We start from the raw sequence: 25087 nt of genomic DNA on the forward strand, positions 1-25087 counted from the left end.
TTTACTCGTGCACCGGCAGATATGTGTTCTGCTCCATCCACTCCCGGACGATGAATCTGACGGTATCATTGCGCGTCTTGCCGAACTCGCCGGACAGATCCCGAAGCGCTTCTTCAATGTCGTCGTCGAAGGCGATCGATCCGGAGTTGCGCAGCAGCAGCGCCGCGCGGCGGAGCATTATCTGAAGGTCCGGTCGGGAGACATCGGCGATTCGACCGGCGGCCTCCTCGAGGAGGAGGCTATGTCGGGTGTAGTCAAAAGCTTCACTCCCCTACATCCATTCACTCGTGTCCGGGCCCGCGCGGTAGGTCTGCGGGATGCCAGCCGCTTCATGGCACTGCGCAAGCCTCTCCAAGTCAGGCAGCCAGGTCCACGGAGGGCGGGCTGTGAACGCGGGCTTGACTCTGGGTCAGGCGGCTTTGCGATATTCCTCTGTCGTGGCCTTCGCCGCAACGACGCTATCAGCCGACGATGATAGGATCTGCCGCATCGGTGCATCCGTACGGTCGTAATCCGACAGGACGATTACCGTACGCGGACGGTCGAACATAGCGGAGATGTCGCCCATTTTCATATGCGCGAAAGCTATGGATGGGGGAGCAGGCGTCACAAATTCGAAAACTGCTTCGACGCGATTATCGGCCACGACTGCAGCGTCCACTTCCCATTCCTTAGAAGATCCGCGCACACTCACATCGAAAACGGCCTTTGTGCCGAACGCCTCTGTAATACGATTGACGAAGAGGTCTCTCGATGCTTTGATTTTCAGGCGCTCCATTGCCTGTATTGTCCTGTCAACAGCGGCGGCTGAAGCGTTTGCGATGATGGCGACAGCGGCGGGAAGCTGATGGCGGCGCACTTGCAGGATAAAAAACGACCGCTGATCGTAGTCAACCGAAAATCGCTTTGCGATATCTACCGCGATCCGCGCGAAGACATGGAGACCGCCGAACATCTCTGCGTTGAGATTAGCCTGTCCATCATCGGATACAAAAAAGAATTCGCCATCGTGGTCTAAGCGGACAACGACCGATGAGCCATTTGAATAGGTTACCGCTGTGGTGATGAAGGCTGATCGACCATCCACCATGGCATTCGAAAGGGATCGAGCAACCTCATCGGCTATCGATTGAAGGCTTTCAGAGTTTAGACCAATCGACGCGACCATGGCGGCGGCGGGACCTTTTCAACATCGGGGCACTTCCATATACCCCCGCAAAAATGAAGATAGTCTGAAAACGAGACCGTGTCATCCGGTAGAGGAACTGCAGCTCCAGAAACACCCTGCATGAATATGGAGATGCCTCGATCTCTATTCAAATCAAACGGATGCCATCTGTCTCGATAAGTCGCCAAAGCGTGAGGATGAGGAACCCATGCCGGATTTCGATGCTCGCTACGTGGTCGCCATTCGGCCGGATTAACCCTCAGCCTTCGGGGTCCTAGCGCGGGGAAGGCAACTTCAATGTGCCCGTAGATATCTTTATCCCAGGAATCCGCAGGAGTAGCGAATCTAATCGATACTCCGCCGCCCAATATTCCTGAGATACGGGCGGCGGCTGTCCAATAGAGCTTGCCAGCCGGTCTACTCATTACAAGATTCCAGTCCGGAAAGCTGTCTAGGGATTTTGGAGCTGCGGCTATTTCAGCTAATCGTGAAATGATCGCTTCTTCTTCATCAGCCGAGACGATTGGCATTAATGAGTCATTCCCTCGGTGCCTGAGTATGTTGAATTCAGGCGATCAGCCAAAATCCCACGCGGCCCATATTTGAACAATCTGAGTGGAGTGCATTTAATTGCAAATCTCGCGGATGAGTCGAGTCCCGGCGTGGATCTTTCGTGGAATCCCTCGACCGCAGTGTGCTGTAACCAAGTTATCCACATGTCGCATCAAAAGGGTGCTGGTGCCTGTGGACGTTAGCATTCGCGAAACGATAAGCGCTGGCTATCCGTTTTCTTCTCATCGCTCCTCTCTCAGGCTCACCCTGACAGAAGCGAGGAACACAGATGCAGGAAAACATTCGCCCAATAGCGCCCATCGGTATCTCTGGCTTGGTACCGCAAGCCCCGCCCACGGGGATGCCAATTTTCGAACTGGTCGTACCGACTGACCTTTATATAGATCCTGCATATCAGCGGAACATCAGTGAGAAGGGCTCCCGTCAAATTAGGCGAATTATCGAAGGCTTTGACTGGGCGAAATACAAGCCGCCGATCTGCGCTTATGCGGAGCATGATGGCAAGACCATCTTGAAGGTGCTGGACGGTCAACACACCGCTTTTGCCGCGGCGTCCAACCCGCACATCGGCAAAATTCCGGTGATGATCGTGGAGGCCGATAGTACCATCGCCCAGGCGAAAGCTTTCATTGGCCAGAACATCGAGCGTCTTGGAGTGACGACACTGCAATTGCACCAGGCCGCACTGGCGGCCGCGGACGAAGACGCTCAAACCTTGGAGCTGGTCTGCAGCCGGGCAGGTGTCAAGGTGCTGAAAACAACCAACGCCTACACTGGAACAGGCACTCGCCAGACAATCGCGATCAAGCAGATCGAGGCCATGATCAGCCGGCGCGGTCCAAAACTGGCACGTGAAATATTGGAGGTGCTGGCAAACGCGGAACGTGGCCCGCTAACGGCTCCCAAATCAAGGCTGTAGAACTGCTCCTCACAGATGAGGAATACTGCGACAAGATCACGCCAGAAGACCTGACTGACGCCATCGTCGACTTGCTATTCACGGCGGAGGATGAGGCCAAGCTCTTTGCCGCCACGCATAAGGTGCCATTTTGGAGAGCTCTCGGGATCACCTGGTTCAGGAAGTGCAAGAAGCGGCGACAGATCCTGTCAAACGTCGCCTGAGGGCGATGTGACCGAGGCGGTCTTGGAGCCGCCTCGCCGGCATCATCCAGTGCCATCAACGCTGTAGCCGCCGTGCTGACTTTCCCAGAAACGACTGAGGTTCCATCCAAGTTCGTTCCAGAGATCGCCGGCTTCTGCGGTGGCTTTTTTGATCTCCTCAATGCTAATCCTCGTGCGATCCTTTTTGCCGACAATCTCAAAGTCATCGCTGAACAGATCTTGGTCGTAGTGACCATGAGCAAGCTTGTTCCTGGTGGTGTTCAATTTTTCCAAACGGTCGAAAGGTGTATCCGAGAAAAACGGTTCAACGAGAATCAAAAGACGAAGATTTTTGAGCTGCCTTGAAAAATCGTCAGAAGCCAAGTGCTTTTTCCAAAGCTCGCTCTGGTCCAGGGACTTGCAAATCTCTTCCGCGGTGAACCGCATATAGTTCTCTGTCGCGTTGAAGGTCACCAGGAACTCGCCTAAAGCGGCTTCGTACTTCTGCCGCATCTCCGGACCGGCAAACGGCCTATCAAAAATGTCGCGTAAATTGGCCATCGCCCTCTCCAATCACCGCCCGCGCCATCCCATTGAGCGGCATTGTTCATAGGCCATCTTCATTGCGTCTCCCAACGCTGTGAACGTGCCGGGTAATGGATAGCTTTGTCCTCGGAAAGTGTATTCTGCCCTCCCGCTTTTCTGATCGAGGCGAACACTCGGCGGTGGTTCACTTTCGTCGTTGATCATTTGCTTCCCCTCCAGTGGCAACGGCATTCCATAAGTGTCTTCAGGTAGTGCCTCATGTTGCATGACATGTCGCATGGATTCGCCGCTGTCCAGTTGAAATCCTTGGAAACAAGGGGAAGTAGCTGCAACACGGCTGCAACATGCGGAGCATGTATTTTGATGCAAAGTGTTTGATTTTGTTGGTGATCCCGGCGCGATTCGAACGCGCGACCCCCAGATTAGGAATCGGAAGAAATCGGCTTACGCCCGCTAAAATCCGCTTAATTCCGTTATTGCTAATTGCCTGATATGCTTTTATTATTTAGTCGTGTTAGCCGGATGTTAGCCGGCGTTCATGCCCGATTTTGTTAGCCTAAAGTTAGCCGGGCTAACGCTTGGAGGTCAAATTGACACGGCGGAAAACCCTTTCGGACCTCGGCGTCCAGAACCTCAAAGCAAGGCCGGCTCGTTACGTCTTCGCCGATCCAGAACTAGGCGGGCACTACGTTCGCGTAATGCCAACCGGCAGCAAGAGCTTCGTGGCACTTGCCCGTGATCCGAATGGAAAACAGGTCTGGGCCACAATCGGTGCGACCGATCTCTATGAGATCGAAAAGGCCCGTGAACTTGCACGCGCGGCGATCAAGCGCATCCGGGCCGGTCTCTCTCCGTTCGAGGAAAGGGTCAAGGCAGAGACTTTTAAGGACGTCGCTGATGACTGGTTGAAGCGGCATGTCCGGCAGAAGGGCCTTCGCTCAGAAGCAGAAGTGACCCGTTTGCTCAACGCTCACTTGCTCTCGACTTGGAAGGATCGCCTGTTTCACGCGATCCGACGTAGCGATGTGGCGGCGCTGCTCGATGAGGTGGAGGACGATCACGGCGCGCGACAGGCGGACTATGTGCTGGCGATCGTCCGGGGGATTATGAATTGGTACGCAGCGCGGCACGACGACTATCATCCCCCAATCGCGCGCGGCATGCGGCGCACTGATCCAAATAGTCGCAAGCGTGACCGTATCCTCGATGATGACGAAATCCGCGCCGTCTGGAAACAGGCGGAGAATAACGGCACCTTCGGCGCGATCATTCAGTTGGCGCTACTGACTGCACAAAGGCGCGAGAAGATCGGTTCGATGAGATGGGACGCTATTTCATCTGACGGAGTCTGGAATGTTCCAAGTGAGGCTCGCCAGAAAGGCGTGGGAGGAGCCCTGCAATTACCGGAGGCGGCGCGGAAGATCATCGCCGAACAAAGCCGCGTTGGTGAGAACCCATACGTGTTTCCCGGACGCGGCGATGGTCATTTTCAGGGCTGGAGCCCCTGCAAGCGCCGATTCGATGAAAAGCTGCTTGCCGCTTTGCGCAAAGAAGTGGCCGAGCGAGGTGACGATCCAGAGAAGGTAAAGATGGAGCGTTGGGTTGTTCACGATCTGCGCCGTACAGCCCGTTCGCTGATGTCCCGTGCCGGAGTCCGACCAGATATCGCCGAGCGCGTCATGGGTCACGTCATTTCGGGCGTTGAGGGAGTTTATGACCGGCACAGTTACCGTGAGGAGAAGGCGGACGCGCTGAAACGACTTTCGGCCTTGATCGAGACAATTATCAGTCCGTCTCCCGGAAAGATCGTTCGGTTCCGGAAATCACGATGACGGAGTTTCGAGATTGGCGCAAAGAGATGATCGTGGCCCTGAGATCGGGGCGCGAACTTACGCAATCCGACCGGACAAGACTCGCCGGTTACCTCGAACAGCTCACCCAAAGTGAACCACTTCCGCGCGGGAGAGGACGTCCCCAGCTCCTGATACGCAATTCTGTCGCTAACGAATCGTTAGTCTGGTTTATCGACGAACTGGTGGAATTCTACAGACAGCGCGGTGACCGCTACCCCAAGCGAGCCGCCTTTGCCGAGGCTGAAATCCTCGAACACGAAGAACGGCGTAACGTTCTCATCACGCAAGCCACGCTTCGGAGATATTATCGCGAGGGAACACGGCAGTTGCGCGAGACGGAAGCACGATTGGCATCTCGCGTGAATGAAAAGGCGGAGGAGCTGCGGCGACGCGGGGTGGCTGATCCTATAGCAGCAGCGCTGGAGGCGTTGGCCACCGAGTTCGGCGCCGCGCCCAATGTCCTAAGCCACCGCTACCGTCGGGGCTGTAAAGCGCTTCGTCACCTTCGGGAAAAAGCGGAAAAAAAATAACGCCATTTTTTATCCTAAGACGGGGAGCGTAAAGTCGCTTAATTGAGGTGTCCACCGCTAACAACAGCGTGGAGCACCTAAAATGTCCATCCCCATTCTCGTTAGATTTCCGCATCTCAAAGCACGGGGGCTTGTGAACAATTGGCCGCAGCTCGGCCGTCTGATCCGCGATCACGAGTTTCCGCCCGGTATTTTGATCGGTCCAAACACCCGAGCCTGGCGTGAGGACGAGATCGAAGACTGGTTGGCCAAACGGCCAACTGCGTCCAAGCCGGACCCGCGAACTATCGCTGAGAATTCCGCTGAAACCGAAACCTAAAGAAGCCGCTCGCGACGGGGACGCGGCGGCTTCCGGAGGTTCAGGGCAATCAGATCGCCCGGAATATGTTCTCCATGGCCCCTCGCGTCAACCTCCGGACGGCTTCCAGCAAGGAACCGCTCAAAATGACCGATGAAGCAATCGTCTTTCCGAGGCGCATGCCCGGGCGCAAGAGCGCCGCGTGCGAGGCCGCCGAACGCGATGCCGACCTCAAATTTTGCGAATGGATTGAGGCTCGCTGGCAAACGACCGGCCTCGCATTCGGCACCCGTGGGTGGGCATATGTCTGCGAAAATGAGGGGTTCATTGCCAAGGGGGAATTTGCGGCGTTCGAGGCTTGGCTTGGCCGCGTCCGCAAGGAGGGGCTTCTGAACCCCGACGCCGTCGCCGACGATGACGCCCGGCGAGCCGAGCACGGCGAATTTGTCGATGAGGACGATCCCGAGGACTACGCGGCTGAGGCCCTCGACAGGGCGAATGCATGGCTCTCTATTTATTCACCGGTCAGCATCTGGGAGGGGCTGAGCACTTATGTAGAGGTGCTGGTCGAGAAGGTTGACCTTAAGGTCCTTTTCGGCCGGGTTTGCTCGCGCTACAGGGTGCCACTGACCAACGGCAAGGGTTCATCCGACATCAATTCCAGACGGCGAATGTTGCAGCGTTACCGAGCGCATGCCGAGGCCGGACGGAACCTTGTTCTGCTGTACTTCGGCGACCACGACCCAGCGGGGTTAGACATTGCCCGCGTTATCAAGTCAAACCTCCTGGAATGCGCCAACATTCGCGATGTTAATTTCGATCCGTCCCCTATTATGGTCGTGCGCCTCGGCCTTACCGTCGACCAGATCGGCGCCCTCGATCTTCCGTGGATTAACAACCTCCAAACTGGCTCCAAAAGGAACCTCTCCGATCCACGCCATCCCGATCATCGGAAGCCATATGTTCAAAATTATATTGCTACCCATGGCTCGCGAAAGGTTGAGGCGAATGCGCTGGCCCGAAATCCGGCGGCTGCGCAGGAATTGATCGAGCGCGCGATCAATCAATACATTCCTCGGTACTGGCCGGCATTTCATGCCGACAGGCTCGCGCGCCACCGTGAGGCCGCCCACGAGGCGTTTGCGGCATTGATCGCCCGTACCGTGGGTGGCGCGCCATGAGCCACGACCTCGTCCAATGGGCACGTAGACTGCGTCTGGGTGACCCGGTCGCCAAGAATGTTTTGGTTGCCCTTGCCGAGCACCACAATTCCAAGACAGGGCAATGCAACCCGAAGGTTGCGACGATCTGCCTAGAGACCGACTTTTCTGAACGTGCGGTCCGCAAGGCCCTGACCAAGCTAAAGCAGGCCGGCCTCATCCGGGTCGAAGGTGGCGGCAAGGCGGGGAACAGCTATCAGCTTTCGGGCGATTTTAACCGGCACGAGGTGCCGGATAACGAAGCCCCGGAACTCAATTTAACCGGCACCGGCGCCGGTCTATCCGGCACGTCGTGCACCCCTAAACCGGCACGTGGTGCACCTCCTTATAAAGAGGAACCGAAAGGGGAACTAGAAAGAACTGGGAGGGTGTTGCGCAAGCGCGACCTCGCCCCCGAGCGCGGCACCCGCATCCCCGAAAACTTCAGCCCGAACATCTCCATTGCCCTGGCGGAGGGTATGACGACCGAAGGGGCGAGGCGAAGCGCGCTCAACTTCGTCGACTACTGGAAAAACAGACCCGGTGCCGGAGGCCGCAAACTCGATTGGGAGGCAGCATGGAGGATATGGGCGCGGAAGGATGCCGCCGACGCAGATCGAAAGGGAACGGATCGCCGGCAGCGTCCACCCCACATCGCCGAGCAAGCGTTCGAGGAAACCCGTCGCGCCTTTCTGAAGCAAGAAGGATTGTTCGATGACAACGCCGAAGACGACACCGGCGGTCCGCCCGGATATATCTCGGGCGGCCACCGACACTGAAAAGCTGACCGTGCTTACTCGCCTGCTTGCGGTTTACCCGTGCCGGGCGCCGAGCGATTTCAGACTAATGAAACCCGCCTACATGCAGGCGCTTGAAGACGTTGGCTCGTGGGCGCTGATGGAGGCGGAACGTCGGATCAACCAGAATTCGCTCGGCCACCCCTTCCTGCCGACGCCGGCCGAATTGCGGGCCGAAATCGACCGCGTGATGGAACCGTTTCGCGAAAGAGAAAGGCGGGCCGCCCAAGAGCGGAGGCTCTACCAGTGGCCCGAGGAGCCCCGCGCCCTGCCGGCGCCGGCCGGCGACCCGGAGGCCGTCGCGAAGTGGCGCGCCCGGCGGGCGGTCGAGAGGGCGGAGGCAGCCGCAAAGTCGGCAGGCGCTCCCGTCGATCGGGCGCTCTACGCAGACAAAGATCAGCGAGCGCAACGGACGCCGGCCGATGCGGTTACAGATTTCATGTCGCGGCAGGATCGTCGGCACGATGCGCTTCGATCGGAGTCGGGGACCGAGGCCGGGCATGACGACGGATGACATCGCCACTCTCGACCGCTTAATTGAAGATGCACGACGTCACCTCGACGGGCTGGTCGCCCTGCGATCCTCCGTGGCCAGCGAATCGGAACCGGAGACGGAACCGAACCTCGATGAGGAGTTCCCGGCACATGATCTCATCGACACCGCGACGGCCAGTGAGCGCTTCGGCATCCCGCGAGATACCATTACCCGGTGGTGTCGAGAGACAAAGGGGCACGCGGAAGCAATAGGCATCAAAAGAGGCGGAAGATGGCATGTCTCGATCAGCCGTATCCGAAAGCTGAAACTCTGAAAATGCGCGTTTTGCGCTTCTTGCGCGTTTGCCGGTGCGCGTTTCGGCTTTCATCGTTGCTGAGAACATCCACACGGAAGAGCCCGCACCATCATGGAAAACGCCTCGATCGATTTGCCGCAGATCGCAAAATACCTGCTCGCAGCCAAGGGCAATGCGTCTCTTGCGCACACCCTTGCTGTCAACAACCGGGCTTCCCAACGCACCTTGAACATTCTCAGCAAGGCCGCCGTTGGCGGCGCCGTCTCGACCGATGGAAACTTCGGTGAGGTTCTCGTCGATGTTGCCATAGCTCAATCCGCGTTCTTCGGTTCATTGCGGAACAGAAGCGTCTTCTTCCGCATGCTTGACCAAGGTTTTCGGAGGGTGCCTCTGCGGACTCATCTTGGCCTCGTCTCCGCCTCTGCCACCGCGTACGTCGTCGGCGAGGGCGCACTAAAGCCGCTGAGCCGGTTGACGCTTTCAAATCCAGCATTAACGCCGAAGAAAGTGGCGGCCATTATCGTCGCCACGGCCGAGGTTGCAGCCGACACAAGCGCGGCCGGTCAGTCGTTGATCGCGCAAGAATTACGCGGCGCCGTTGCCGATACCACTGACGAGGCGTTTTTCGCCGCCATGATGCCGGGTATGCCAAGCACGCCGTCGTCTGGCGCCGGCAGCGATGCAATGGCGGCTGACCTTAAGGTGCTGCTCGATAGCGTCAACACAAGTGCAGCCGGTTCTTTATTTTTTGCGATGGCCGCCGATGTGGCCAACCGCATCAGCCTTATCAATGATGGCAAGGGCGCGATGTCGCCTCTCGGCGGCGAGTTCCTCAACTTGCCGGCTTTGGTATCGAGCACAATCCCGGCCGGCACCTTGCGGCTGATCAATGCCGCCGCCGTCGCCGCGAATGCGGACGCAATCAGCCTTGACGTGTCGAACCAAACTGATCTGCTCATGCGGGACGATCCAGAAGGCGCGGCCGCGCTCACCTCAATGTTCCAAACCAACAGCGTCGCGCTGAAGGCAGAAGTCAGTTTTGCGGCTGAGAAAACCCGCGAGGATGCGGTCGCCGAAATCACCGGCATCGAGTGGTAAACAAGAAACATGCGGTAGAGGAGATCAAGCCGATGGGCTTCGATGGAAAAGCATTCGGCGCCGAAATCGTCCAGATCGTGAAGGATCACCTTGAGCGGAACCTGTCACCCGTGGCGGCTAGGATCGAGCAACTGGAAGGCCGCATCGCGCTTCTCGAAGCTCAGACCGGCACAAAGTCCAGGCCGATTGTCCGCATCGCGGCGCGGCAGCAGAGGGAATGACCATGACCCGCTCGGAGATCGAAGCTACCTGCAAGAATGTCGTCGAGGCATTCTTCCGCACATTCCGCCGCGCGCCGACGGAGAAGGAGAGCGCGATGCTTGCCGGAGCAGTTTATCGTTATTTCAACGAGCCCGACGCGCCCTCGACGCGATTGCAATAACGTTGCTGCGCTGGTGAAAATGACGCACATGTGCGTCATCTGTGAGCCGTCAGCGAAGACACCGGGGGGGTGGGCCAATGCCAAAATGGCCGCCGTCAAAAGACCCGCGCGCCTACCACGCCCGGATTTTTTTATGACCGCGAAAAACAGCGGCTCTTAACGCTTATCTGTGCCGTCCTTTGTCGGCCAATCATGATTAAGAATTTTCTCGTATGCCATGTCCTGCACCACCTTTGGATAGGCGACTACAGTGCCAACGACCCAGATGATAATAGAAAGCGCCCCGTTACAGCCCAGCCAGTACAGACCGCCCGCAACGACGCCACTGGCCATAGCTGACATTAGAAAAGCCTTTGTTGTACCCTTCATCTCGAATCCCCCATTGAGGACTGAATGATAAAGGCGCCCACCGCTTTGAGTCGAATAGCAAAATCGGATTACGCTGGTTAGCGGTGTCACCTGTCTTTCATGCTGGCCATGGGAAATTCAAGACGATCAAAGCTCTTGACGCATGAGCCCACTACAATAGGTTTTTCCAGTCCGCCATGAAGGGACCTTCGACAGGAATACGTAAAGGCGGTCGCCCGGCACATACCCCGTCCGACACGGACAGGCGGATTGTCGAACTGGCCGCCAGCTATGCCGTTCCTACGATCCAGATCGCGGAACTCCTGGGCATCTCCCCAAAGACGCTCTTCAAGCACTATCGGGCGGAGCTGGATCGTGGAGCAGCCCGCCTTGAGGCGGCACTCGCGTCGCATCTATTCCGCATCGCGAACGGCAACGGCGCCGTGGCGTTAAAGGCGATCACTTTCCTGCTCCGAGCACGGTTCGGGTGGTCGCCATATCTTCCCCGGCACACCTAAAATGTGTCTCGTTTCAGATAGGCGGCTCCTTAAGCTAGGTAGCGCTTTTCGCCGCAACCTTGCGCTTAGCAGGGAGCATAAGCGTTTCCGTTGAAAGGATGAGTTCCCGAGCATATCGCCTTGAGGCTTCAACCACGCCATCTCTGGTTACTGCCAATAACAGATATGCGGCGTGTATGGCCGACACGCAAAGAACAACTAGCTGACGATCATCGAGATCGCTTGCGAGCGAAATGCCGCCCTGGGACCACAAAATTGCTGCCACGATGAGGAGGACCGAGACGTTCAACGCTAGACCAATCCACTTCAGTCCCAAGAGATTCCTTCGAAAGCCGTACGTGATCAGTTCGCCGAAAAGAATCGGAAAGCGCTTTGTGTCTCTGGTGTTGGTTCTGAGCCATATCCCGCAGGCTTCGTAAAACTCGTCAGCAGACCGCTGATCCGATTGCTCTTCGGCGGCGGTGGGAATTTTCCTGGGAATTTTCCCCCCGATGAATGTTCGATATCGATCTTTCGTCACTTCGTCGAAGGTAGTGTCGTTTCTTCGAAACATAACGATTGACGGTTTTCCACCGGTTAGTTTGAAAAGCTCATTCTCTATTTTTAGGCCTTGCCGCCGCGCTAGGTCCGCCAAGGCGAACACGAGCACCAGTAGACCGACGGTCGCCGCGATGTTCGAAAGTGCGAGTTCGCGCCACGAAATAAGCAAAAAGAAAGCGGCAAGAGCCGGTGCGACCCCTATCAGCGCTGGGAACAGGCGAGCCCTGAGCGTGTAATAGTCCAGAAACCTGAGCATCTAATCTTCGTTTTCGTCGGGATAGGGAACATTTCCACCAAGGGGGCCCCAGCCCGGCCTTTGAGGTGTCACGCCGGCCGTGAGGCAGAATGCGTACTCTTCGGTCGTTCTAACCATCGCGCCGCGATGCAAAAGGCCTCTGACCACTGCCTTTCGCGGGTGAACAATGTCTTCTTTGGCAGAGCTAATCATTGCAACGAACCGCTCGTGGCCCGCTGGCAATAGACCGGGAAGCGTCGGCCCCAGCAATCTATTTAGCAGCGCCGTAGATAAGTTTCGGCGACCGCCGTGATGGGGCACCTGGAACAGATCAACGCCGGGCAGATGCAAGCCGACGAAAGGTGCATAATTTGCAGCCTCCTCCAATCCGTCTCTGCCCGCATCTCCGGTTAGCAGTATCTTACGATCGCAAATGTGCGCGTATTGAACAACGCTCATTTCATTTTCATTGCTCGTCGGTTCGTCCGAGAATTTCTCATGTCCCCAACCAGCCTTGATAAAGGTTCGGGCCGCCTCCAGGAAGGCGTCAAGTCCGAACGACAATTTCGAAGCTTGAGATTGCTGGGGTGTCTTTGCTGACTCCACGACCAGCTGCAGATATCGCGATCGAGAAGGTGCTAACACGGTGAAGGGACCCATAGCCGCTCCTTGGAAGGGCTCGAAAATCGGAATCCCACGTCTATTAGCTATTTGCTCCAATCGATCGATATAAGGGTATGCCTCCTTTAAAGTCCTCCTGAGGTTGTCAGGGTTGGTATACCTTGCGAAGTGCGGCATCACCTCGTCGATGTACTGCCATGGCCGCAGCATCCAGAGTTGCTCAACTTCAAAGGTCTCCAACAATGGAGCCAATCCCTCGGCGTGGTCCTTATCTGGATGGGTTACAATCATCCTATTGATTCGGTTTGTGCCGTAGTTTGAGCGTATGTGCTTCGCGAAGGCGTCGGCAGTGCTGGTATAGCCGCCGTCAATAACGTGTACCGACCAGCGATTACCCAGTTGATATTTTATGGAGATCGCGTCGCCACTCTTGGAAGTGTGCACGGGAAAAAAGTCTAATTCGTAGAAGTCAGCCATGCCTCAGATCACCCAACACCCTCGGCATGAGGTTGAGTGACCGGCATGATTCGCGCAACGGTGTATCCCTTGATTATCCCCTGATCTTTGACCGATTGAGCGCCGGAACCTATCCGCCGGTCAACGGGCTATGGCGCGGGCGATGCTGACGAGAGATGTCAAGCAGGGTAGTCGAACAGACTTGGCCGAAGAAGACCTCGGCCAATTGGCCGATGTTGCTGAACGATCAGTTCGACGCGCCCGATTCGTCCTCCGCCAGGATGAAGCTCTTGCTCAGTCCGTCATGAACGGAGCGGAGACCCAAGGCTAGCGCCACCGCGCGGTCTGTCATGCATCTCTTTCACCTTGGCGGAGGTGAAGATTTCGCCGGCCTCGATGCGCTCTGCGATAAGCGCCTGGACATCCGGCTCGGCCTTGACGACCTCGACAAGAGTTCCGGTCTTCATGTGTCCGAAATTCGGAAACACTTGAGGATCGATACCCTTGAACGTCTCGATACAGCGATACGCGGTCGTTTTTGATAGATGCGGCAAGCGGCTTGCAAGCCATCCAGTAAAGCCGCCTTCGTCCCGCTTATACTTGAACAGCTCCCTGGGCGCCGGCAAAAGAGAACCACACACGCGCGATGTTCTGTCCGGAGCATAATCCCCCGGCCGGATCGACGGCCCGCGCTGGCGGCCCTGTGGGAGGCAAGGCGGGGCATCAACGGCGGGTGGACAGGTTCCAGACCTCACAGAGCAGATCGAGGTATTCACGGAGATCACGGGCGGCTCTGAGCTTGGCCCGCTTGCTGGCGCCTGGGCCGACGATCTCACCGAGGGAGTAGCCCTCGCCGCATATCCGCGACACCAGCCAATACCCCTTCTCCCCGAGCAGAGGTCGGACGCGCCTAAGCTCCTCGGCCGCCTGCATCTGCCTATGGCCGATCGGGTCCGCATGACCGCCGCCATCTACCGGCTCACGACCGTAGTCGATCGCCCGCGTGCTCCGGCACATCGCTTCCCACAAGGCGCGAAACCTCGTCGCGGCGGCGAGCTGAGCGGCGTCGATCCGCCCGCGCGAGGCCAGCATCGTGATGGCGCTTTCCCGGATGTTGACGATCGCTGGAATGGTTCGGGGGTTACCCGCCTCCCCGTCATGCGCAAGGCTGTAGTAGGGATTCGCGATGGTCACCGCTCGCAATGAGCGATGCGGATCGGAGGACGGCGTTCTTTTCGAGGTAACGGGCATGGGGGAAGAATGCCATAGCGGGGCCGAATCGTCACTATTACGCGCTACCGTAATAATGCCGTTCCGTTAGCCCGACGTTAGCCGAAGCCGCTTTTGTCTCCGACTTTCCGTCTCCGAAAGACATCTAAGTGCTTGAAATTAGTGGTGATCCCGACGCGATTCGAACGCGTGACCCCCAGATTAGGAATCTGGTGCTCTATCCTGCTGAGCTACGGGACCACTTGCACGCCATGCATACAAAAGGCTTGGCGCGAAGCCAAGCCTTAATTCTTGTCAGAGGCCAAGGCGTTGTTCGGCGAGGCGGACCCAGTAGGAGATGCCGTGGGCGATGGCTTCGTCGTTGAAGTCGTAGGCCGGATTGTGCAGGCCGGCGCTGTCTCCGTTGCCGATGAAGATGAAGGCGCCGGGGCGGGCGTTCAGCATGTAGGAAAAATCCTCCCCGCCCATCATCGGATCGATTTCGGCGTTGACGTTCGCGTCGCCGGCAATGGCGCTGGCGGTGGCGACCGCGTGCTCGGTCTCATCGGGGTGGTTGACGGTGACGGGATAATTTCGGTTGAAGCTGATCTCGGCTTCGGCGCCATGGGCTGCGACCACGCCTTCGACGATCTGCCGGAAGCGTGTTTCGGCGAGGGTGCGCATCTCGTCGTCCAGGGTGCGGACCGTGCCCGCGAAGATCGCGTCATTGGGAATGACGTTATGGGCGAAACCGGCATTGAACTTGGTCACCGAGACGACGACGGAACTGATCGGATCGGCGGTGCGCGAGGCGATCATCTGCAGGTTGCCGACGATCTGGGCGCCGATCGCGATCGGGTCGATCGTCCGGTGCGGCTGGGCGGCGTGGCCGCCGCGACCCTTGATGGTGACGGTGAATTCGTCGGTCGCCGCCATGATCGCGCCCTTTCGGATGGCGAACTGGCCGACAGGCAGTCCCGGCAGGTTATGCATGCCGTAGACCTCTTCGATTCCGAAGCGCTCCATCATGCCGTCCTTCACCATCAGGTTGCCGCCGCCGCCGCCCTCTTCGGCGGGCTGGAAGATGACGGCGACATTGCCGTTGAAGTTGCGGGTCTCGGCGAGGTATTTCGCCGCGCCGAGCAGCATGGCGGTATGGCCGTCGTGGCCGCAGGCATGCATCTTTCCCGGCGTCTTCGAAGCCCAGGGCTTACCGGATATCTCGGTCAGCGGCAGGGCATCCATGTCGGCGCGCAGGCCGATCGTACGGCGGCCTTCGCCCTTGCCCTTGATCAGGCCGACGACGCCGGTGCGGCCGATGCCGGTGACGATCTCGTCGACGCCGAATTCCTTGAGCTTTTCGGCCACGAAGGCGGCCGTGTTTTCCACCGCGAAGAGAAGCTCGGGCCGGGCATGGATATGCCGACGCCATTCGGCGACTTCGTCCTGCAATTCGGCGGCTCTGTTCAAAATCGGCATACTGGCGTTCCTGTTATCAAACCTGACAATCGTTGATCGCTTCACAAGGGCGTGAGGCTCATGCAAATTACTTCGTCAATGACCTTTGCCATGTCATAGCCATATAGGCTAGATAGATGAAGCTTTCGAGATTTCCTGATATCTGAAGGATGAGCCGTGTCGACGAGCCACTTTGGTTTATTTGCCGCAGTGCGGCCGCTTAGCTTCCTGGTCGCCGCGACTGCCGGTTTTCTTGCTTCCGTTCCGCTTGCCCAGGCAAATCCGCATATTCTCGTCGATGTGCAGACCGGCCGCGTGCTGGAGCATGAAGAAGCCTTCCGCAAATGGTATCCGGCCTCGCTCACCAAGCTGATGACCGTCTATACGGTCTTCGACGCGATCCGCGCCGGTCAGATCAGCCTCGATACGCCAATCGTCATCAGCAAGCGCGCTGCCGCGCAGCCGGCCGCCAAGATGTATTTCAAGCCGGGCCAGAAGCTGACGCTCGACAGCGCACTGAAGATCCTGCTGGTGAAATCGGCCAACGACGTCGCGGTCGCGGTTGCCGAAGCCATCGGCGGCACGCAGGAGGGCTTCGTGAACCGGATGAACGGCGACGCGCTGAAGCTCGGCATGACGGATTCGCATTTCGTCAATCCAAATGGTCTGCCGGGCAAGGGGCAGTATACGACGGCGCGTGACCTTGCTGTGCTGACGGTGGCGCTGCGCCGCGATTTTCCGCAATATGCCAGTTATTTCGCGCTCGAGGGCTTCACCACCGGCCAGCAGAACGTGCCGAGCCTCAACATGCTGATCGGCCGCTTCGCCGGCGCCGATGGTATGAAGACCGGCTTCATCTGCGCCTCGGGCTTCAACCAGATCGGTTCGGCGACGCGCAACGGCCGCACCCTCGTCTCCGTCGTGCTCGGCACCGACAGCCTGGCGGCGCGCGCCGATGCGACGGCGAACCTTTTGCAGAAGGGCTTCACCACGCAGTTCTCTGGCAACGACACGCTCGGTTCGCTGAAGCCGTATGGGCCGGGGCAAGACCAGGTGACCGACATGACCGCCGATATCTGCAGCGCCAAGGGCGCCAAGGTGCGCAGTGAAACCCGCGATGAGGTCGGCCGCATGAAGGTGCACTCGCCCTATATCCTGGAGATGGACCACGACCCGCGATTCGTGTTTGCCGGCCTGATCCCGGGTCAGGATCCGCAGCCGGCCGAGCAGCCGGAAAAGATGGCGAGGGGCGATACGGCCGGAGCAATCGCCAACGTGCCGGTGCCGATGCCGCGCCCGACAGCTTTTTAAGGTCTGATCGATGAGCGCGCTCAACAACAGGATTCCGGTCACCATCCTGACCGGCTTTCTCGGCGCCGGCAAATCGACGCTGCTGAACCGCATCCTGAAAGATCCGATGATGAAGGATGCAGCCGTCATCATCAATGAATTCGGCGATGTCGGCATCGATCATCTGCTGGTCGAAAGTTCCGGCGATTCGATCATCGAATTGTCCGACGGCTGCCTCTGCTGCACCGTGCGCGGCGAGCTGGTTGATACGCTGGCGAACCTGATGGACGCCGTGCAGACAGGCCGCGTCAAGCCGGTGAAGCGCGTCGTCATCGAAACGACCGGCCTTGCCGATCCGGCGCCGGTCATGCAGGCGATCATGGGCAATCCGATCATCGCCACCAATTTCGAGCTCGATGGCGTCGTCACGGTCGTCGATGCGGTCAACGGGCTGCAGACGCTCGACAATCACGAGGAAGCGCGCAAGCAGGCGGCCGTCGCCGACCGGCTGATCGTTTCGAAGAGATCGATGGCCGGCGCAATGGCGGAGCTAGAGCAGCGCCTGCGGGTGCTCAATCCGCGCGCGGCGATGATGGATGCCGACGGCGCCGAAGCCGGCAGCGCTGCCGTGTTGGTGAACGGGCTCTACGATCCGGCGACGAAAATCGCCGATGTCGGCCGCTGGCTGCAGGACGAGGATGCGCACGAGGCGCACCATCATGATCATGACCACGTTGGCCATGGCCATCATCATCACGGCCGCGGCCATCAGGAGGCGCACGACGTCAACCGTCATGACGCCTCGATCCGATCCTTCTCGATCGTCGAGGAGAAGCCGATCGATCCGATGGCGCTCGACATGTTCATCGATCTTCTGCGATCGGCCCACGGCGACAAGCTGCTGAGAATGAAGGCGATCGTTTCCGTTTCGGACCGTCCGGACCGGCCGCTGGTGCTGCACGGCGTGCAAAGCATCTTCCATCCGCCGGTGCGGCTTCCCGCCTGGCCTGACCCGAACGACAGGCGCACGCGCATGGTGCTGATCACCAAGGATCTGCCCGAAGCCTTCGTGAAGGATCTCTTCGACGCCTTCCTCGGCAAGCCGCGCATCGATACGCCCGACCGTGCGGCGCTCTCCGACAATCCGCTCGCCATTCCCGGCATGCGGATCTAAAGCGCCCTGAACTTTACGTGATCTTCTTCAGGCCTTGCGTTTAGGGGCGCTTGAAAGCCATCTGGCCTGCTGGCCGCTCAGCAGGGTGCGGTAGCGCTCCTGGCTTGCGGTCAGGTGAGCGCGCATGGCGGCGCGGGCGGCTTCCGGGTCGCCGGCAGAAATCGCCTTCAGAATGGCCAGATGTTCGCGCTGCAGCCCTTCCTGATAGTCGCGCGACAGCGTGCTGTCCGTGCCCCAGGGCGAGGCGATGTCGCAGGGGATCGCCCGCATGCCGAGCGCATCGAGAACTTCGACATAATATGAATTGTTGGTGGCAGCAGCAATTTCCCGGTGGAAAGCGAAGTCGCTCTTGCCCGTTGCTTCGCCGCGCTCGAGCAAACGGTCGAACTCGAAGAAGGCTTCCTGGATCTGCGCCTCCTGGGCGGCATTGCGCCGCAGCGCGGCGAGGCCCGCGCTTTCGATCTCTAGACCCATGCGCACTTCGATGACGTTGAGTGCATGGGAAATCTTGTTGCCGACATCGAGGCTGATCGCGCCGAAGGCGATCGTTGGATGATTTTTGACGAATACGCCGGCGCCCTGGCGGGCCTCGACGAGGCCGTCGGCGGCAAGGGTTGCAATCGCCTCGCGGACAACAGTGCGGCTGACGCCGAAAAGCTCACCCATCCGCGTTTCCGTCGGCAGCTTCTCGCCGGGCGCGTAACCCCCGGACAAGACCTGTGTGCGGATGGCCGAAACCACGCTTTCGGAAAGTTTCGGCTTCCGCTCGATCCTGAGATCAACGGCTGTATCGGCCGCCATGTCGGTCTCCTATTTGAACATGGCCGGCAGCCACAGCGAGATTGCCGGGATATACGTAACTAAGCCGAGGACGACGAGGCCTGCACCATAGAACGGCCAGATCGAACGCATAGCTTCCCAGACTGAAATCTTGCCGACTGCGCAAGCCACGAATTGCACTGCGCCGACCGGAGGCGTGTTCAACCCGATACCGAAATTCAGGATCATGATCACGCCAAAATGCACCGGATCGACACCATAGGCCTGCGCCACAGGCAGGAAGATCGGCGTGCAGATAATGATGGTCGGCCCCATGTCCATGAAGGTGCCAAGCACGAGCATGAGGACATTGAGCAGGAGCAGCACTGTCAGCGGGTCGTCGGCGACGGACTTCATCCAGATGACCAGCGAAGCCGGCACCTTGAGGAAGGCCATCAGCCACGAGAAGGCGGCAGCCGTGCCGATGATCAGAAGCACCATCGCCGTCGTACGCACGGCGCCTTGAGTGGCGTGGACAAAATCCTTCCAGCCCATCTGTCGATAGACGAAGAGGGTTACCAGCAGCGCATAGATAACCGCGATGCACGAGCTTTCAGTTGCGGTGAAGATGCCGGACCTCACGCCGCCAAAGATGATGGCGATCAGCAGCAGCCCGGGCACAGCGACAGCGAGCAGATGAGCGGCCACCGCAAAGCCGGGGAAGGACTCGGTCGGGTAACCGCGCGAGCGTGCCACGACGTAGGCGGTCGCCATCAGCGCAACGGCGAGGAGCAGACCGGGCAGCACGCCGGCGGTGAACAGGTCCGCGACGGATATCTTGCCGCCGGCGGAGATCGAATAGATGATCATGTTGTGGGAGGGCGGCAGCAGCAGCGCGATCAGCGCCGCCATTGAAGTGACGTTGACCGCGTAGTCAGCGCCGTAGCCGCGTTGCTTCATCTGCGGGATCATCAGGCCGCCGACGGCTGCGGCTTCCGCCACCGCCGAACCGGAAATGCCGCCGAACAGCGTCGCGGTGACAATGTTGACCTGGCCGAGGCCGCCGCGCACGTGGCCGACCAGCGACGCCGCGAAGGCGACGATGCGGCTTGCGATGCCGCCGCGGACCATCAGATCGCCGGCATAGATAAAGAAGGGGATGGCAAGCAGCGAAAACACGCTCATGCCGGAATTCAGCCGCTGAAAGACGACCAGCGGCGGCAGGCCCATGTAGAGCACCGTGGCGAAGCTGGCGACACCGAGACAGAAGGCGATGGGCGTACCGATCAGCATCAGGGTGGTGAAAACACCGAACAGGATCCAGAGTTCCATCGCGCTACACTTTCAATTTGATGTTCGGGTCAGCATTGATGTGCTCCATCTCGACAGCGATTTCCGTCGGCAGGGCTTCATCCAGCGCATCGTCAATCGGTTCGCCGGCGAGGCGCAGCACAATGCGCTCCAGGGAGAAGATCACGGCAAGTACGCCACCGGCGCAGAGCGGTAGATAGTCGAACGCACCTGAGATGCCGAGCGACGGCAAGGTGGTGTTCCAAGTCAGGCTCACGAGCGCGCCGCCGTACCAGATCATGCCGGCGCCGAAGGCGAGAATGACCACGTCCGAGATCATGCGCAGAACGCGCTTACCGGATTTCGGCAGCACATAGAGCAGCACGTCGAACCCAAGATGATTGTTCTCGCGGATGCCGACGGCGGCGCCGAGAAAGATGAACCAGCTCATCAGCATGACCGAGCCAGGCTCCGTCCAGCTCGGCGAGTCGTTCAGCACGTAACGGCAAAATACCTGCCAGGCGACGAAGACGGTCATCAGTACCAGGCCGATGCCGGCGAGCCACAGGGCGGCGTTGCTCAGGCGCGTCAGGAAATTGGCGACGGGGGTCAGGTTATTCGACATAAGGGCCTCGTCGAAATTGGTCGCTCACTCGCCCTTAACGGGCGGATCGAGAGATGGGCACGAACGGCGGAGAACCGGAGTGGAGATGGCTCCACCCCGATAGCTTACTCGCAGTCCGCAAGGCAGGCTGCTGTTACTGCACAGCCTTTACATCCTCGACCATCTTCTTCAGCACGTCGTCCTTGACGTGCTTCTCGTAAACTGGGGCCATGGCGTCGATGAAGCCCTGCTTCTCCGGCGTTGTGATCTGCGCGCCGAGCTTTTCGACATTGGCGCGCGATTCAGCCACCTTGGCTGCCCAGAGCTCGCGCTGCTTGGCAACACTGTCCTTCGCCGCCTGCCTGAAGATCTCCTGATCCTCCGGCGTCAGCTTTTCGAAGGCAGCCTTGTTCATGACGAACACCTCCGGCAGGATCGTGTGCTCGTCGAGCGAGTAATTCTTTGCCACTTCGGCGTGCTTGGCCGTGTCGTAGCTCGGGAAATTGTTTTCCGCGCCGTCGATGACGCCGGTCTCGATCGCCGAATAGACTTCGCCGTAGGGCATGGGCGTGGCATTGGCGCCGAGGGCCGCCACCATGTCGACGAAGATATCGGACTGGATAACGCGGAACTTCAGACCCTTCATGTCGGCAACCGAATTGATCGGCTTGGTCTTATTGTAGAACGACCGAGCGCCGGCATCGTAGAAGGCCAGCACGACGAGGCCGGCAGGTTCGAACGCCTTCTTGATCTGATCGCCGATGGCTCCGTCCATGACCTTGTGCATGTGGTCTTCCGAACGGAAGATATAGGGCAGTGCGGGAACGATCGATTCCTTCACCGTGCCGTTGAAAGGCGCCATCGACACACGATTCAATTCGATCACGCCCGAGCGCACCTGCTCGATCGTGTCCTTCTCCTCGCCGAGCTGGGCGGAATGGTACACTTCGACCGAATAGCGGCCCTTGGTGCGCTCCTTGACCAGCTCGCCAAAATATTTGACGCCCTCGACTGTGGGATAACCGTCAGGATGGGTATCGGATGATTTCAGCACGGTTTGAGCGCTGGCGGCGCTGCTCATGAACGCGGCAGCGACCATCAGACCTGCTGCCAGCTTAACGAAGTTTTTCATGCTATCCTCCCGTATTGCATGACAATTCACTTTTCATAATCGGCACACCAGCTTTGCGAATACAAGGACAGAACCCTGCACACGCCGCCTTTTCCGGCCATTCCACAATCAGGCACTGGCGTCGGTACGATTGAAAAGGCGTGTGGGAAGAGGCCAACCGGGCATGCCGATGCGGATCGATCGTGCCCATCGAACCGATGGCACGGCTGTTTTCATCTACATGCAGGTGCTTTCGCTCTTCCCGTGGAAACAGAAGACTTGGATCGACCAGCCTCCCCTATCCTGCCGCTCCTCCAACCGGCTCATTATGGCTAAAACCACCATGACATAATGTCAACATACAAAAGCTGGAAAGTTGTATGATGAATTTTCAAGGTCGATCGAGCGATGGTCGGCGGCGGGAGCACGACCGGGAAAAATTGTAGGTGCGCCACGGCGGCAGCCGCTTTGGGATGGATATCTAGCGCTTGCGGATCAGAAAGCGGTGGCCGCTTTCAGTTTTTTCGGTCTCGACCAGCTCGTGGCCATCCTCATTGCAGAAATGCGGCATGTCGATCACTGCTAAGGGATCGCTGGTATCGACTAGGATGAGCGCGCCGCTTGCCATGGCGGCAAGCTTCCTGCGTGTCTTCATCACGGGCAGCGGGCATTTCAGGCCGCGAAGATCGTAGAGAACGGGGTTCAAGCCGTTCAGTTCCGCGCCCAGAACTTCCAGAATGGCTTCTTTGCCGCGGCGTCGGCCGTTTCCTGCGGTTCGGGCGCGGTATAGGCGAGCGGATTCTGCATCGGCACCGGCACGACTGCAGGTGTTGCGGCGGCGACGGCCGTTGCCTGGGACTGGGTCGTTGCTTGGGGCTGGGCCGGCGCTGCAGGTGTCGCGCCTGCAGCGGAGTTGGCGGTGAGGCTCTGGGCGGTGCGCTTGGCCATCAGGTCTTCGAGTTCCGCGATCTTGACCATGCGGCCGGCTTCGAGCGACGTGCCGGTCGGCGCGAACGCAAGTTCGCGGCCCTTGCGCAGCTTGGCGACCACGGCCTTGCGCTCGGCCTCGGACGGGTCGTACCAGGCAAGGCCTTCATATTTGCTCATCGCCTTGGCATAGTCGGCTTCATAGGTCTTGCCATAGGAGGCAAGCGCTGCCGTCAGTGCCGGCGGCGTCGACATGGCAGGGCATTTGCCCGCGGCATTGAAGGCGCCGCCATCGGTCGCCTGCTGATTGAAGACGTATTTCTTTTCGCAGACGTTCACCTCTGGCGGACGCTTCGTCACTTCGAAATTGTCGTAGCCGACCTTCAGCATCTTCCAGAAGTCGTAGTTCGGGTCGAGGCGATGCTTGACCATGTTTTCCGCGGTCATGCGGAAGGGGAACGCCTGCAGCTGCACCGTCGACTGGCCGCCCTTGAAGGCATCGCGGGCAAATGCATAGATCTCCAGCACCTGCTGGTCGGTCATCGAATAGCAGCCGGAGGACGAGCAGGCGCCGTGGATCATCAGATCGGAGCCGGTGCGGCCGTTCACCGCGTCGTAGCGGTTCGGAAAGCCGGTGTTGATCGCCAGATAATATTTCGAGTTGGGATTGAGGTTGGCGCGTGTGAGCTCGTAGAAGCCTTCCGGCGCCTGCCGGTCGCCGGTCTTGATCTTCGGACCGAGACGCCCGGACCAGGCGCAGATCTTGTAATCGGCGATCTTGTCGAAACGGTTGTCGGTCTTCGCCTTCCATATCTCGAGCGCCCCTTCTTCCTTGAAGATGCGGATCATGATCGGCGAATTGCGATCCATGCTCTTGGCGGACATCTGGGCGAGGATATGGGGGGGAAGCGGCTGCTCGACCTTGTTCTTGACCTTGGAGAGATCGACCTGCGCGGTTTCCAACGCGTCATTGCAGCCGGACAGAGCCAGCGCCATGAGGGAAACATAGGCAAAATGACGTATGCGCATTCAAACTAGCCCATAAAGATGATGCGACCCGGTCCGCCTATCGAGTCCGGGCACGACGCGGAATCATAAGTGGCTTATACTTCACAAATTCTTAACAGCCTATGACTTGCCCGGAATACCCCCGCAAGCGCAAATGTCACAGATAACATTAATGTGGCCAAGGTTTGGCCGCAATCGACGCGGTGCCAAGTCTTGCTTTAGAGATTGCGGCCCATATTCAAGAATTTTTGACGCCGCTCGTTGCGCAGCTGCTCGCCCGAACGCGATGCCATTTCGCCCAGTGCATTGGCGATGACATCCCCGGTTGCCGCTATCACGCTGTCGGGATCGCGATGCGCGCCGCCGAGCGGCTCGGAAATGATGCCGTCGATGACGCCGAGCGATTTCAGGTCTTCGGCGGTGATCTTCATGTTGGTTGCCGCCTCGCGGGCGCGGGTGGAATCGCGCCAGAGGATGGAGGCCGCCCCTTCCGGCGAGATGACGCTGTAGATCGAATGCTCGAGCATATAGACCCGATTGCCGGTGGCGATCGCGATCGCGCCGCCCGAACCCCCCTCGCCGATAACGACGGAAACGAGGGGAACCTTTACGCCGAGACACATCTCCGTCGAGCGAGCGATCGCCTCGGCCTGGCCGCGTTCTTCAGCGCCGACGCCAGGATAGGCGCCGGCCGTATCCACCAGCGAAATGACAGGCAGGCCGAAACGGTCGGCCATTTCAAGGATGCGGATCGCCTTGCGGTAGCCTTCGGGGCGGGGGCTGCCGAAATTGTGCTTCAGGCGCGTCTTGGTGTCGTTGCCTTTTTCCTGGCCAATGACGGCGACCGGCTGGCCGCGAAAGCGGGCAAGGCCCGCCTGGATCGCGGCATCCTCGGAAAATTTGCGGTCGCCGGCGAGCGGCGTGAATTCCTGGAACAGCGTCTTGGCGTAATCGACGAAATGCGGCCGCTGCGGATGCCGGGCCACCTGCGTTTTCTGCCAGGGATTGAGCTTGGAATAGATTTCGACGATCGCTTCGCGGACGCGAACCTCCAGCCTGCCGATCTCATCGGTGGTGTCGATGCTCTCGTCTTCCGTTGCGAGCTTCTTCAGCTCGATGATCTTGCCTTCGAGGTCGGAGATCGGCTTTTCGAAGTCGAGATAATTGTGCATGAGGTGCGTTTCCGTTCCTTGTGCCCAGGGC

Annotated in this window: 27 protein-coding genes, 1 tRNA gene and 1 pseudogene; 12 read left to right on the top strand and 17 right to left on the bottom strand. The window is 58.9% G+C overall.

Going from position 1 to position 25087, the window contains the following annotated elements; all coding sequences use genetic code 11:
- Position 1: 1 nt before the first annotated feature.
- A pseudogene (locus FFR93_RS35955) lies at positions 2 to 258 on the bottom strand (CopG family transcriptional regulator).
- 151 nt (positions 259 to 409) lie between these two features.
- A complete protein-coding gene (locus FFR93_RS35960) occupies positions 410 to 1168 on the bottom strand; it encodes a hypothetical protein (protein ID WP_138396686.1) in 759 nt (252 codons plus the stop codon).
- Positions 1169 to 2009: 841 nt separating this feature from the next.
- On the opposite strand from FFR93_RS35960, the gene FFR93_RS35965 reads away from it, so the two are divergent.
- Positions 2010 to 2660: a hypothetical protein gene (locus tag FFR93_RS35965; RefSeq protein ID WP_138396687.1), complete on the top strand. Its 651-nt coding sequence runs from the start codon at positions 2010 to 2012 to the stop codon at positions 2658 to 2660.
- A gap of 245 nt (positions 2661 to 2905) precedes the next feature.
- On the opposite strand, the gene FFR93_RS35970 is transcribed toward FFR93_RS35965, so the two are convergent.
- Positions 2906 to 3403, bottom strand: a complete 498-nt coding sequence (locus FFR93_RS35970) for a hypothetical protein (protein WP_138396688.1) — start codon at positions 3401 to 3403, stop codon at positions 2906 to 2908.
- Positions 3404 to 3978: 575 nt separating this feature from the next.
- Here FFR93_RS35970 and FFR93_RS35975 point away from each other — a divergent pair.
- From FFR93_RS35975 to FFR93_RS41135, 9 genes are all read left to right on the top strand, one after another.
- The gene (locus FFR93_RS35975; RefSeq protein ID WP_171049315.1) at positions 3979 to 5220 is read left to right on the top strand and encodes an integrase family protein; all 1242 of its coding nucleotides are present in this window, start codon (positions 3979 to 3981) and stop codon (positions 5218 to 5220) included.
- On the top strand, positions 5217 to 5771 hold the full coding sequence (locus FFR93_RS35980) for a hypothetical protein (RefSeq protein WP_138396690.1): 555 nt from the start codon (positions 5217 to 5219) through the stop codon (positions 5769 to 5771). Before FFR93_RS35975 ends, FFR93_RS35980 begins: the two co-directional genes overlap by 4 nt.
- Before the next feature lie 477 nt (positions 5772 to 6248).
- On the top strand, positions 6249 to 7250 hold the full coding sequence (locus tag FFR93_RS35990; RefSeq protein ID WP_138396692.1) for a hypothetical protein: 1002 nt from the start codon (positions 6249 to 6251) through the stop codon (positions 7248 to 7250).
- Positions 7247 to 8047, top strand: a complete 801-nt coding sequence (locus FFR93_RS35995) for a helix-turn-helix domain-containing protein (RefSeq protein WP_138396693.1) — start codon at positions 7247 to 7249, stop codon at positions 8045 to 8047. The genes FFR93_RS35990 and FFR93_RS35995 overlap by 4 nt, the downstream gene beginning before the upstream one ends.
- Positions 7983 to 8579, top strand: a complete 597-nt coding sequence (locus tag FFR93_RS41130) for a hypothetical protein (RefSeq protein ID WP_171049316.1) — start codon at positions 7983 to 7985, stop codon at positions 8577 to 8579. Before FFR93_RS35995 ends, FFR93_RS41130 begins: the two co-directional genes overlap by 65 nt.
- Positions 8566 to 8874, top strand: a complete 309-nt coding sequence (locus FFR93_RS36005) for a hypothetical protein (protein ID WP_138396695.1) — start codon at positions 8566 to 8568, stop codon at positions 8872 to 8874. The genes FFR93_RS41130 and FFR93_RS36005 overlap by 14 nt, the downstream gene beginning before the upstream one ends.
- Before the next feature lie 93 nt (positions 8875 to 8967).
- Positions 8968 to 9954 (top strand): phage major capsid protein, encoded by a 987-nt coding sequence (locus FFR93_RS36010; protein WP_246661390.1) that lies wholly within the window; start codon positions 8968 to 8970, stop codon positions 9952 to 9954.
- 32 nt (positions 9955 to 9986) lie between these two features.
- The gene (locus FFR93_RS36015; protein ID WP_138396697.1) at positions 9987 to 10175 is read left to right on the top strand and encodes a hypothetical protein; all 189 of its coding nucleotides are present in this window, start codon (positions 9987 to 9989) and stop codon (positions 10173 to 10175) included.
- Complete coding sequence (locus FFR93_RS41135; protein ID WP_171049317.1) at positions 10172 to 10336, top strand: hypothetical protein; 165 nt, start codon at positions 10172 to 10174, stop codon at positions 10334 to 10336. The genes FFR93_RS36015 and FFR93_RS41135 overlap by 4 nt, the downstream gene beginning before the upstream one ends.
- 156 nt (positions 10337 to 10492) lie before the next feature.
- Here the strand turns inward: FFR93_RS41135 and FFR93_RS36020 are convergent, their stop codons facing one another.
- The 7 genes from FFR93_RS36020 to FFR93_RS36050 all read right to left on the bottom strand — a co-directional run bounded on the left by FFR93_RS36020 (position 10493) and on the right by FFR93_RS36050 (position 15742).
- The gene (locus tag FFR93_RS36020; RefSeq protein WP_138396698.1) at positions 10493 to 10705 is read right to left on the bottom strand and encodes a hypothetical protein; all 213 of its coding nucleotides are present in this window, start codon (positions 10703 to 10705) and stop codon (positions 10493 to 10495) included.
- Positions 10706 to 11236: 531 nt separating this feature from the next.
- Positions 11237 to 11998 carry a hypothetical protein gene (locus FFR93_RS36030; protein ID WP_138396700.1) on the bottom strand — a complete coding sequence of 254 codons (762 nt, stop codon included), beginning with the start codon at positions 11996 to 11998 and terminating at the stop codon, positions 11237 to 11239.
- The gene (locus FFR93_RS36035; protein WP_138396701.1) at positions 11999 to 13075 is read right to left on the bottom strand and encodes a competence protein ComEC; all 1077 of its coding nucleotides are present in this window, start codon (positions 13073 to 13075) and stop codon (positions 11999 to 12001) included.
- 281 nt (positions 13076 to 13356) lie between these two features.
- Entirely contained in the window at positions 13357 to 13521 is a 165-nt protein-coding gene (locus tag FFR93_RS41140; RefSeq protein WP_171049318.1) for a hypothetical protein, read from the bottom strand.
- 256 nt (positions 13522 to 13777) lie between these two features.
- Positions 13778 to 14305, bottom strand: coding sequence for a hypothetical protein (locus tag FFR93_RS36040; protein ID WP_138396702.1), 528 nt, complete (start codon positions 14303 to 14305; stop codon positions 13778 to 13780).
- A gap of 142 nt (positions 14306 to 14447) precedes the next feature.
- A tRNA-Arg gene (locus tag FFR93_RS36045) sits at positions 14448 to 14524 on the bottom strand.
- Positions 14525 to 14578: 54 nt separating this feature from the next.
- Positions 14579 to 15742 carry a M20 aminoacylase family protein gene (locus tag FFR93_RS36050; protein ID WP_064707925.1) on the bottom strand — a complete coding sequence of 388 codons (1164 nt, stop codon included), beginning with the start codon at positions 15740 to 15742 and terminating at the stop codon, positions 14579 to 14581.
- Positions 15743 to 15898: 156 nt separating this feature from the next.
- Here FFR93_RS36050 and FFR93_RS36055 point away from each other — a divergent pair, with 156 nt between their 5' ends.
- Both FFR93_RS36055 and FFR93_RS36060 read left to right on the top strand, forming a co-directional pair.
- Positions 15899 to 17032: a D-alanyl-D-alanine carboxypeptidase family protein gene (locus tag FFR93_RS36055; protein ID WP_064707924.1), complete on the top strand. Its 1134-nt coding sequence runs from the start codon at positions 15899 to 15901 to the stop codon at positions 17030 to 17032.
- 10 nt (positions 17033 to 17042) lie between these two features.
- Positions 17043 to 18185: a GTP-binding protein gene (locus tag FFR93_RS36060; RefSeq protein ID WP_138396703.1), complete on the top strand. Its 1143-nt coding sequence runs from the start codon at positions 17043 to 17045 to the stop codon at positions 18183 to 18185.
- Between the two features lie 27 nt (positions 18186 to 18212).
- On the opposite strand, the gene FFR93_RS36065 is transcribed toward FFR93_RS36060, so the two are convergent.
- The 7 genes from FFR93_RS36065 to FFR93_RS36095 form a co-directional block, all read right to left on the bottom strand.
- A complete protein-coding gene (locus FFR93_RS36065) occupies positions 18213 to 18986 on the bottom strand; it encodes a FadR/GntR family transcriptional regulator (RefSeq protein WP_138396704.1) in 774 nt (257 codons plus the stop codon).
- Positions 18987 to 18995: 9 nt separating this feature from the next.
- A complete protein-coding gene (locus FFR93_RS36070) occupies positions 18996 to 20276 on the bottom strand; it encodes a TRAP transporter large permease (protein ID WP_138396705.1) in 1281 nt (426 codons plus the stop codon).
- Between the two features lie 4 nt (positions 20277 to 20280).
- Positions 20281 to 20859 carry a TRAP transporter small permease gene (locus FFR93_RS36075; RefSeq protein WP_138396706.1) on the bottom strand — a complete coding sequence of 193 codons (579 nt, stop codon included), beginning with the start codon at positions 20857 to 20859 and terminating at the stop codon, positions 20281 to 20283.
- A gap of 133 nt (positions 20860 to 20992) precedes the next feature.
- Positions 20993 to 21970 carry a TRAP transporter substrate-binding protein gene (locus FFR93_RS36080; RefSeq protein WP_064707919.1) on the bottom strand — a complete coding sequence of 326 codons (978 nt, stop codon included), beginning with the start codon at positions 21968 to 21970 and terminating at the stop codon, positions 20993 to 20995.
- A 460-nt stretch (positions 21971 to 22430) separates the two neighbouring features.
- Complete coding sequence (locus tag FFR93_RS36085; protein ID WP_012485421.1) at positions 22431 to 22655, bottom strand: sulfurtransferase TusA family protein; 225 nt, start codon at positions 22653 to 22655, stop codon at positions 22431 to 22433.
- A gap of 5 nt (positions 22656 to 22660) precedes the next feature.
- The gene (locus tag FFR93_RS36090) at positions 22661 to 23905 is read right to left on the bottom strand and encodes a murein L,D-transpeptidase family protein (RefSeq protein ID WP_138396707.1); all 1245 of its coding nucleotides are present in this window, start codon (positions 23903 to 23905) and stop codon (positions 22661 to 22663) included.
- 197 nt (positions 23906 to 24102) lie between these two features.
- Complete coding sequence (locus tag FFR93_RS36095) at positions 24103 to 25056, bottom strand: acetyl-CoA carboxylase carboxyltransferase subunit alpha (protein WP_064707917.1); 954 nt, start codon at positions 25054 to 25056, stop codon at positions 24103 to 24105.
- Positions 25057 to 25087: the final 31 nt, after the last annotated feature.

This window comes from Rhizobium sp. MHM7A, assembly GCF_005862215.1.
Taxonomy (GTDB): Bacteria; Pseudomonadota; Alphaproteobacteria; order Rhizobiales; family Rhizobiaceae; genus Rhizobium; species Rhizobium bangladeshense.

Bases quoted from the DNA above. Each gene is read 5' to 3' on its own strand.
- FFR93_RS36040 (WP_138396702.1), bottom strand. From the start codon at position 14,305: ATGCCCGTTACCTCGAAAAGAACGCCGTCCTCCGATCCGCATCGCTCA.
- FFR93_RS36005 (WP_138396695.1), top strand. From the start codon at position 8,566: ATGACGACGGATGACATCGCCACTCTCGACCGCTTAATTGAAGATGCA.
- FFR93_RS36075 (WP_138396706.1), bottom strand. From the start codon at position 20,859: ATGTCGAATAACCTGACCCCCGTCGCCAATTTCCTGACGCGCCTGAGC.
- FFR93_RS35990 (WP_138396692.1), top strand. From the start codon at position 6,249: ATGCCCGGGCGCAAGAGCGCCGCGTGCGAGGCCGCCGAACGCGATGCC.
- FFR93_RS35965 (WP_138396687.1), top strand. From the start codon at position 2,010: ATGCAGGAAAACATTCGCCCAATAGCGCCCATCGGTATCTCTGGCTTG.
- FFR93_RS36030 (WP_138396700.1), bottom strand. From the start codon at position 11,998: ATGCTCAGGTTTCTGGACTATTACACGCTCAGGGCTCGCCTGTTCCCA.
- FFR93_RS41130 (WP_171049316.1), top strand. From the start codon at position 7,983: ATGACAACGCCGAAGACGACACCGGCGGTCCGCCCGGATATATCTCGG.
- FFR93_RS36050 (WP_064707925.1), bottom strand. From the start codon at position 15,742: ATGCCGATTTTGAACAGAGCCGCCGAATTGCAGGACGAAGTCGCCGAA.
- FFR93_RS35980 (WP_138396690.1), top strand. From the start codon at position 5,217: ATGACGGAGTTTCGAGATTGGCGCAAAGAGATGATCGTGGCCCTGAGA.
- FFR93_RS36070 (WP_138396705.1), bottom strand. From the start codon at position 20,276: ATGGAACTCTGGATCCTGTTCGGTGTTTTCACCACCCTGATGCTGATC.
- FFR93_RS36020 (WP_138396698.1), bottom strand. From the start codon at position 10,705: ATGAAGGGTACAACAAAGGCTTTTCTAATGTCAGCTATGGCCAGTGGC.
- FFR93_RS41140 (WP_171049318.1), bottom strand. From the start codon at position 13,521: ATGAAGACCGGAACTCTTGTCGAGGTCGTCAAGGCCGAGCCGGATGTC.
- FFR93_RS36035 (WP_138396701.1), bottom strand. From the start codon at position 13,075: ATGGCTGACTTCTACGAATTAGACTTTTTTCCCGTGCACACTTCCAAG.
- FFR93_RS36090 (WP_138396707.1), bottom strand. From the start codon at position 23,905: ATGCGCATACGTCATTTTGCCTATGTTTCCCTCATGGCGCTGGCTCTG.
- FFR93_RS36095 (WP_064707917.1), bottom strand. From the start codon at position 25,056: ATGCACAATTATCTCGACTTCGAAAAGCCGATCTCCGACCTCGAAGGC.
- FFR93_RS35960 (WP_138396686.1), bottom strand. From the start codon at position 1,168: ATGGTCGCGTCGATTGGTCTAAACTCTGAAAGCCTTCAATCGATAGCC.
- FFR93_RS36065 (WP_138396704.1), bottom strand. From the start codon at position 18,986: ATGGCGGCCGATACAGCCGTTGATCTCAGGATCGAGCGGAAGCCGAAA.
- FFR93_RS35995 (WP_138396693.1), top strand. From the start codon at position 7,247: ATGAGCCACGACCTCGTCCAATGGGCACGTAGACTGCGTCTGGGTGAC.
- FFR93_RS35970 (WP_138396688.1), bottom strand. From the start codon at position 3,403: ATGGCCAATTTACGCGACATTTTTGATAGGCCGTTTGCCGGTCCGGAG.
- FFR93_RS36010 (WP_246661390.1), top strand. From the start codon at position 8,968: ATGGAAAACGCCTCGATCGATTTGCCGCAGATCGCAAAATACCTGCTC.
- FFR93_RS36080 (WP_064707919.1), bottom strand. From the start codon at position 21,970: ATGAAAAACTTCGTTAAGCTGGCAGCAGGTCTGATGGTCGCTGCCGCG.
- FFR93_RS36015 (WP_138396697.1), top strand. From the start codon at position 9,987: ATGGGCTTCGATGGAAAAGCATTCGGCGCCGAAATCGTCCAGATCGTG.
- FFR93_RS36060 (WP_138396703.1), top strand. From the start codon at position 17,043: ATGAGCGCGCTCAACAACAGGATTCCGGTCACCATCCTGACCGGCTTT.
- FFR93_RS41135 (WP_171049317.1), top strand. From the start codon at position 10,172: ATGACCATGACCCGCTCGGAGATCGAAGCTACCTGCAAGAATGTCGTC.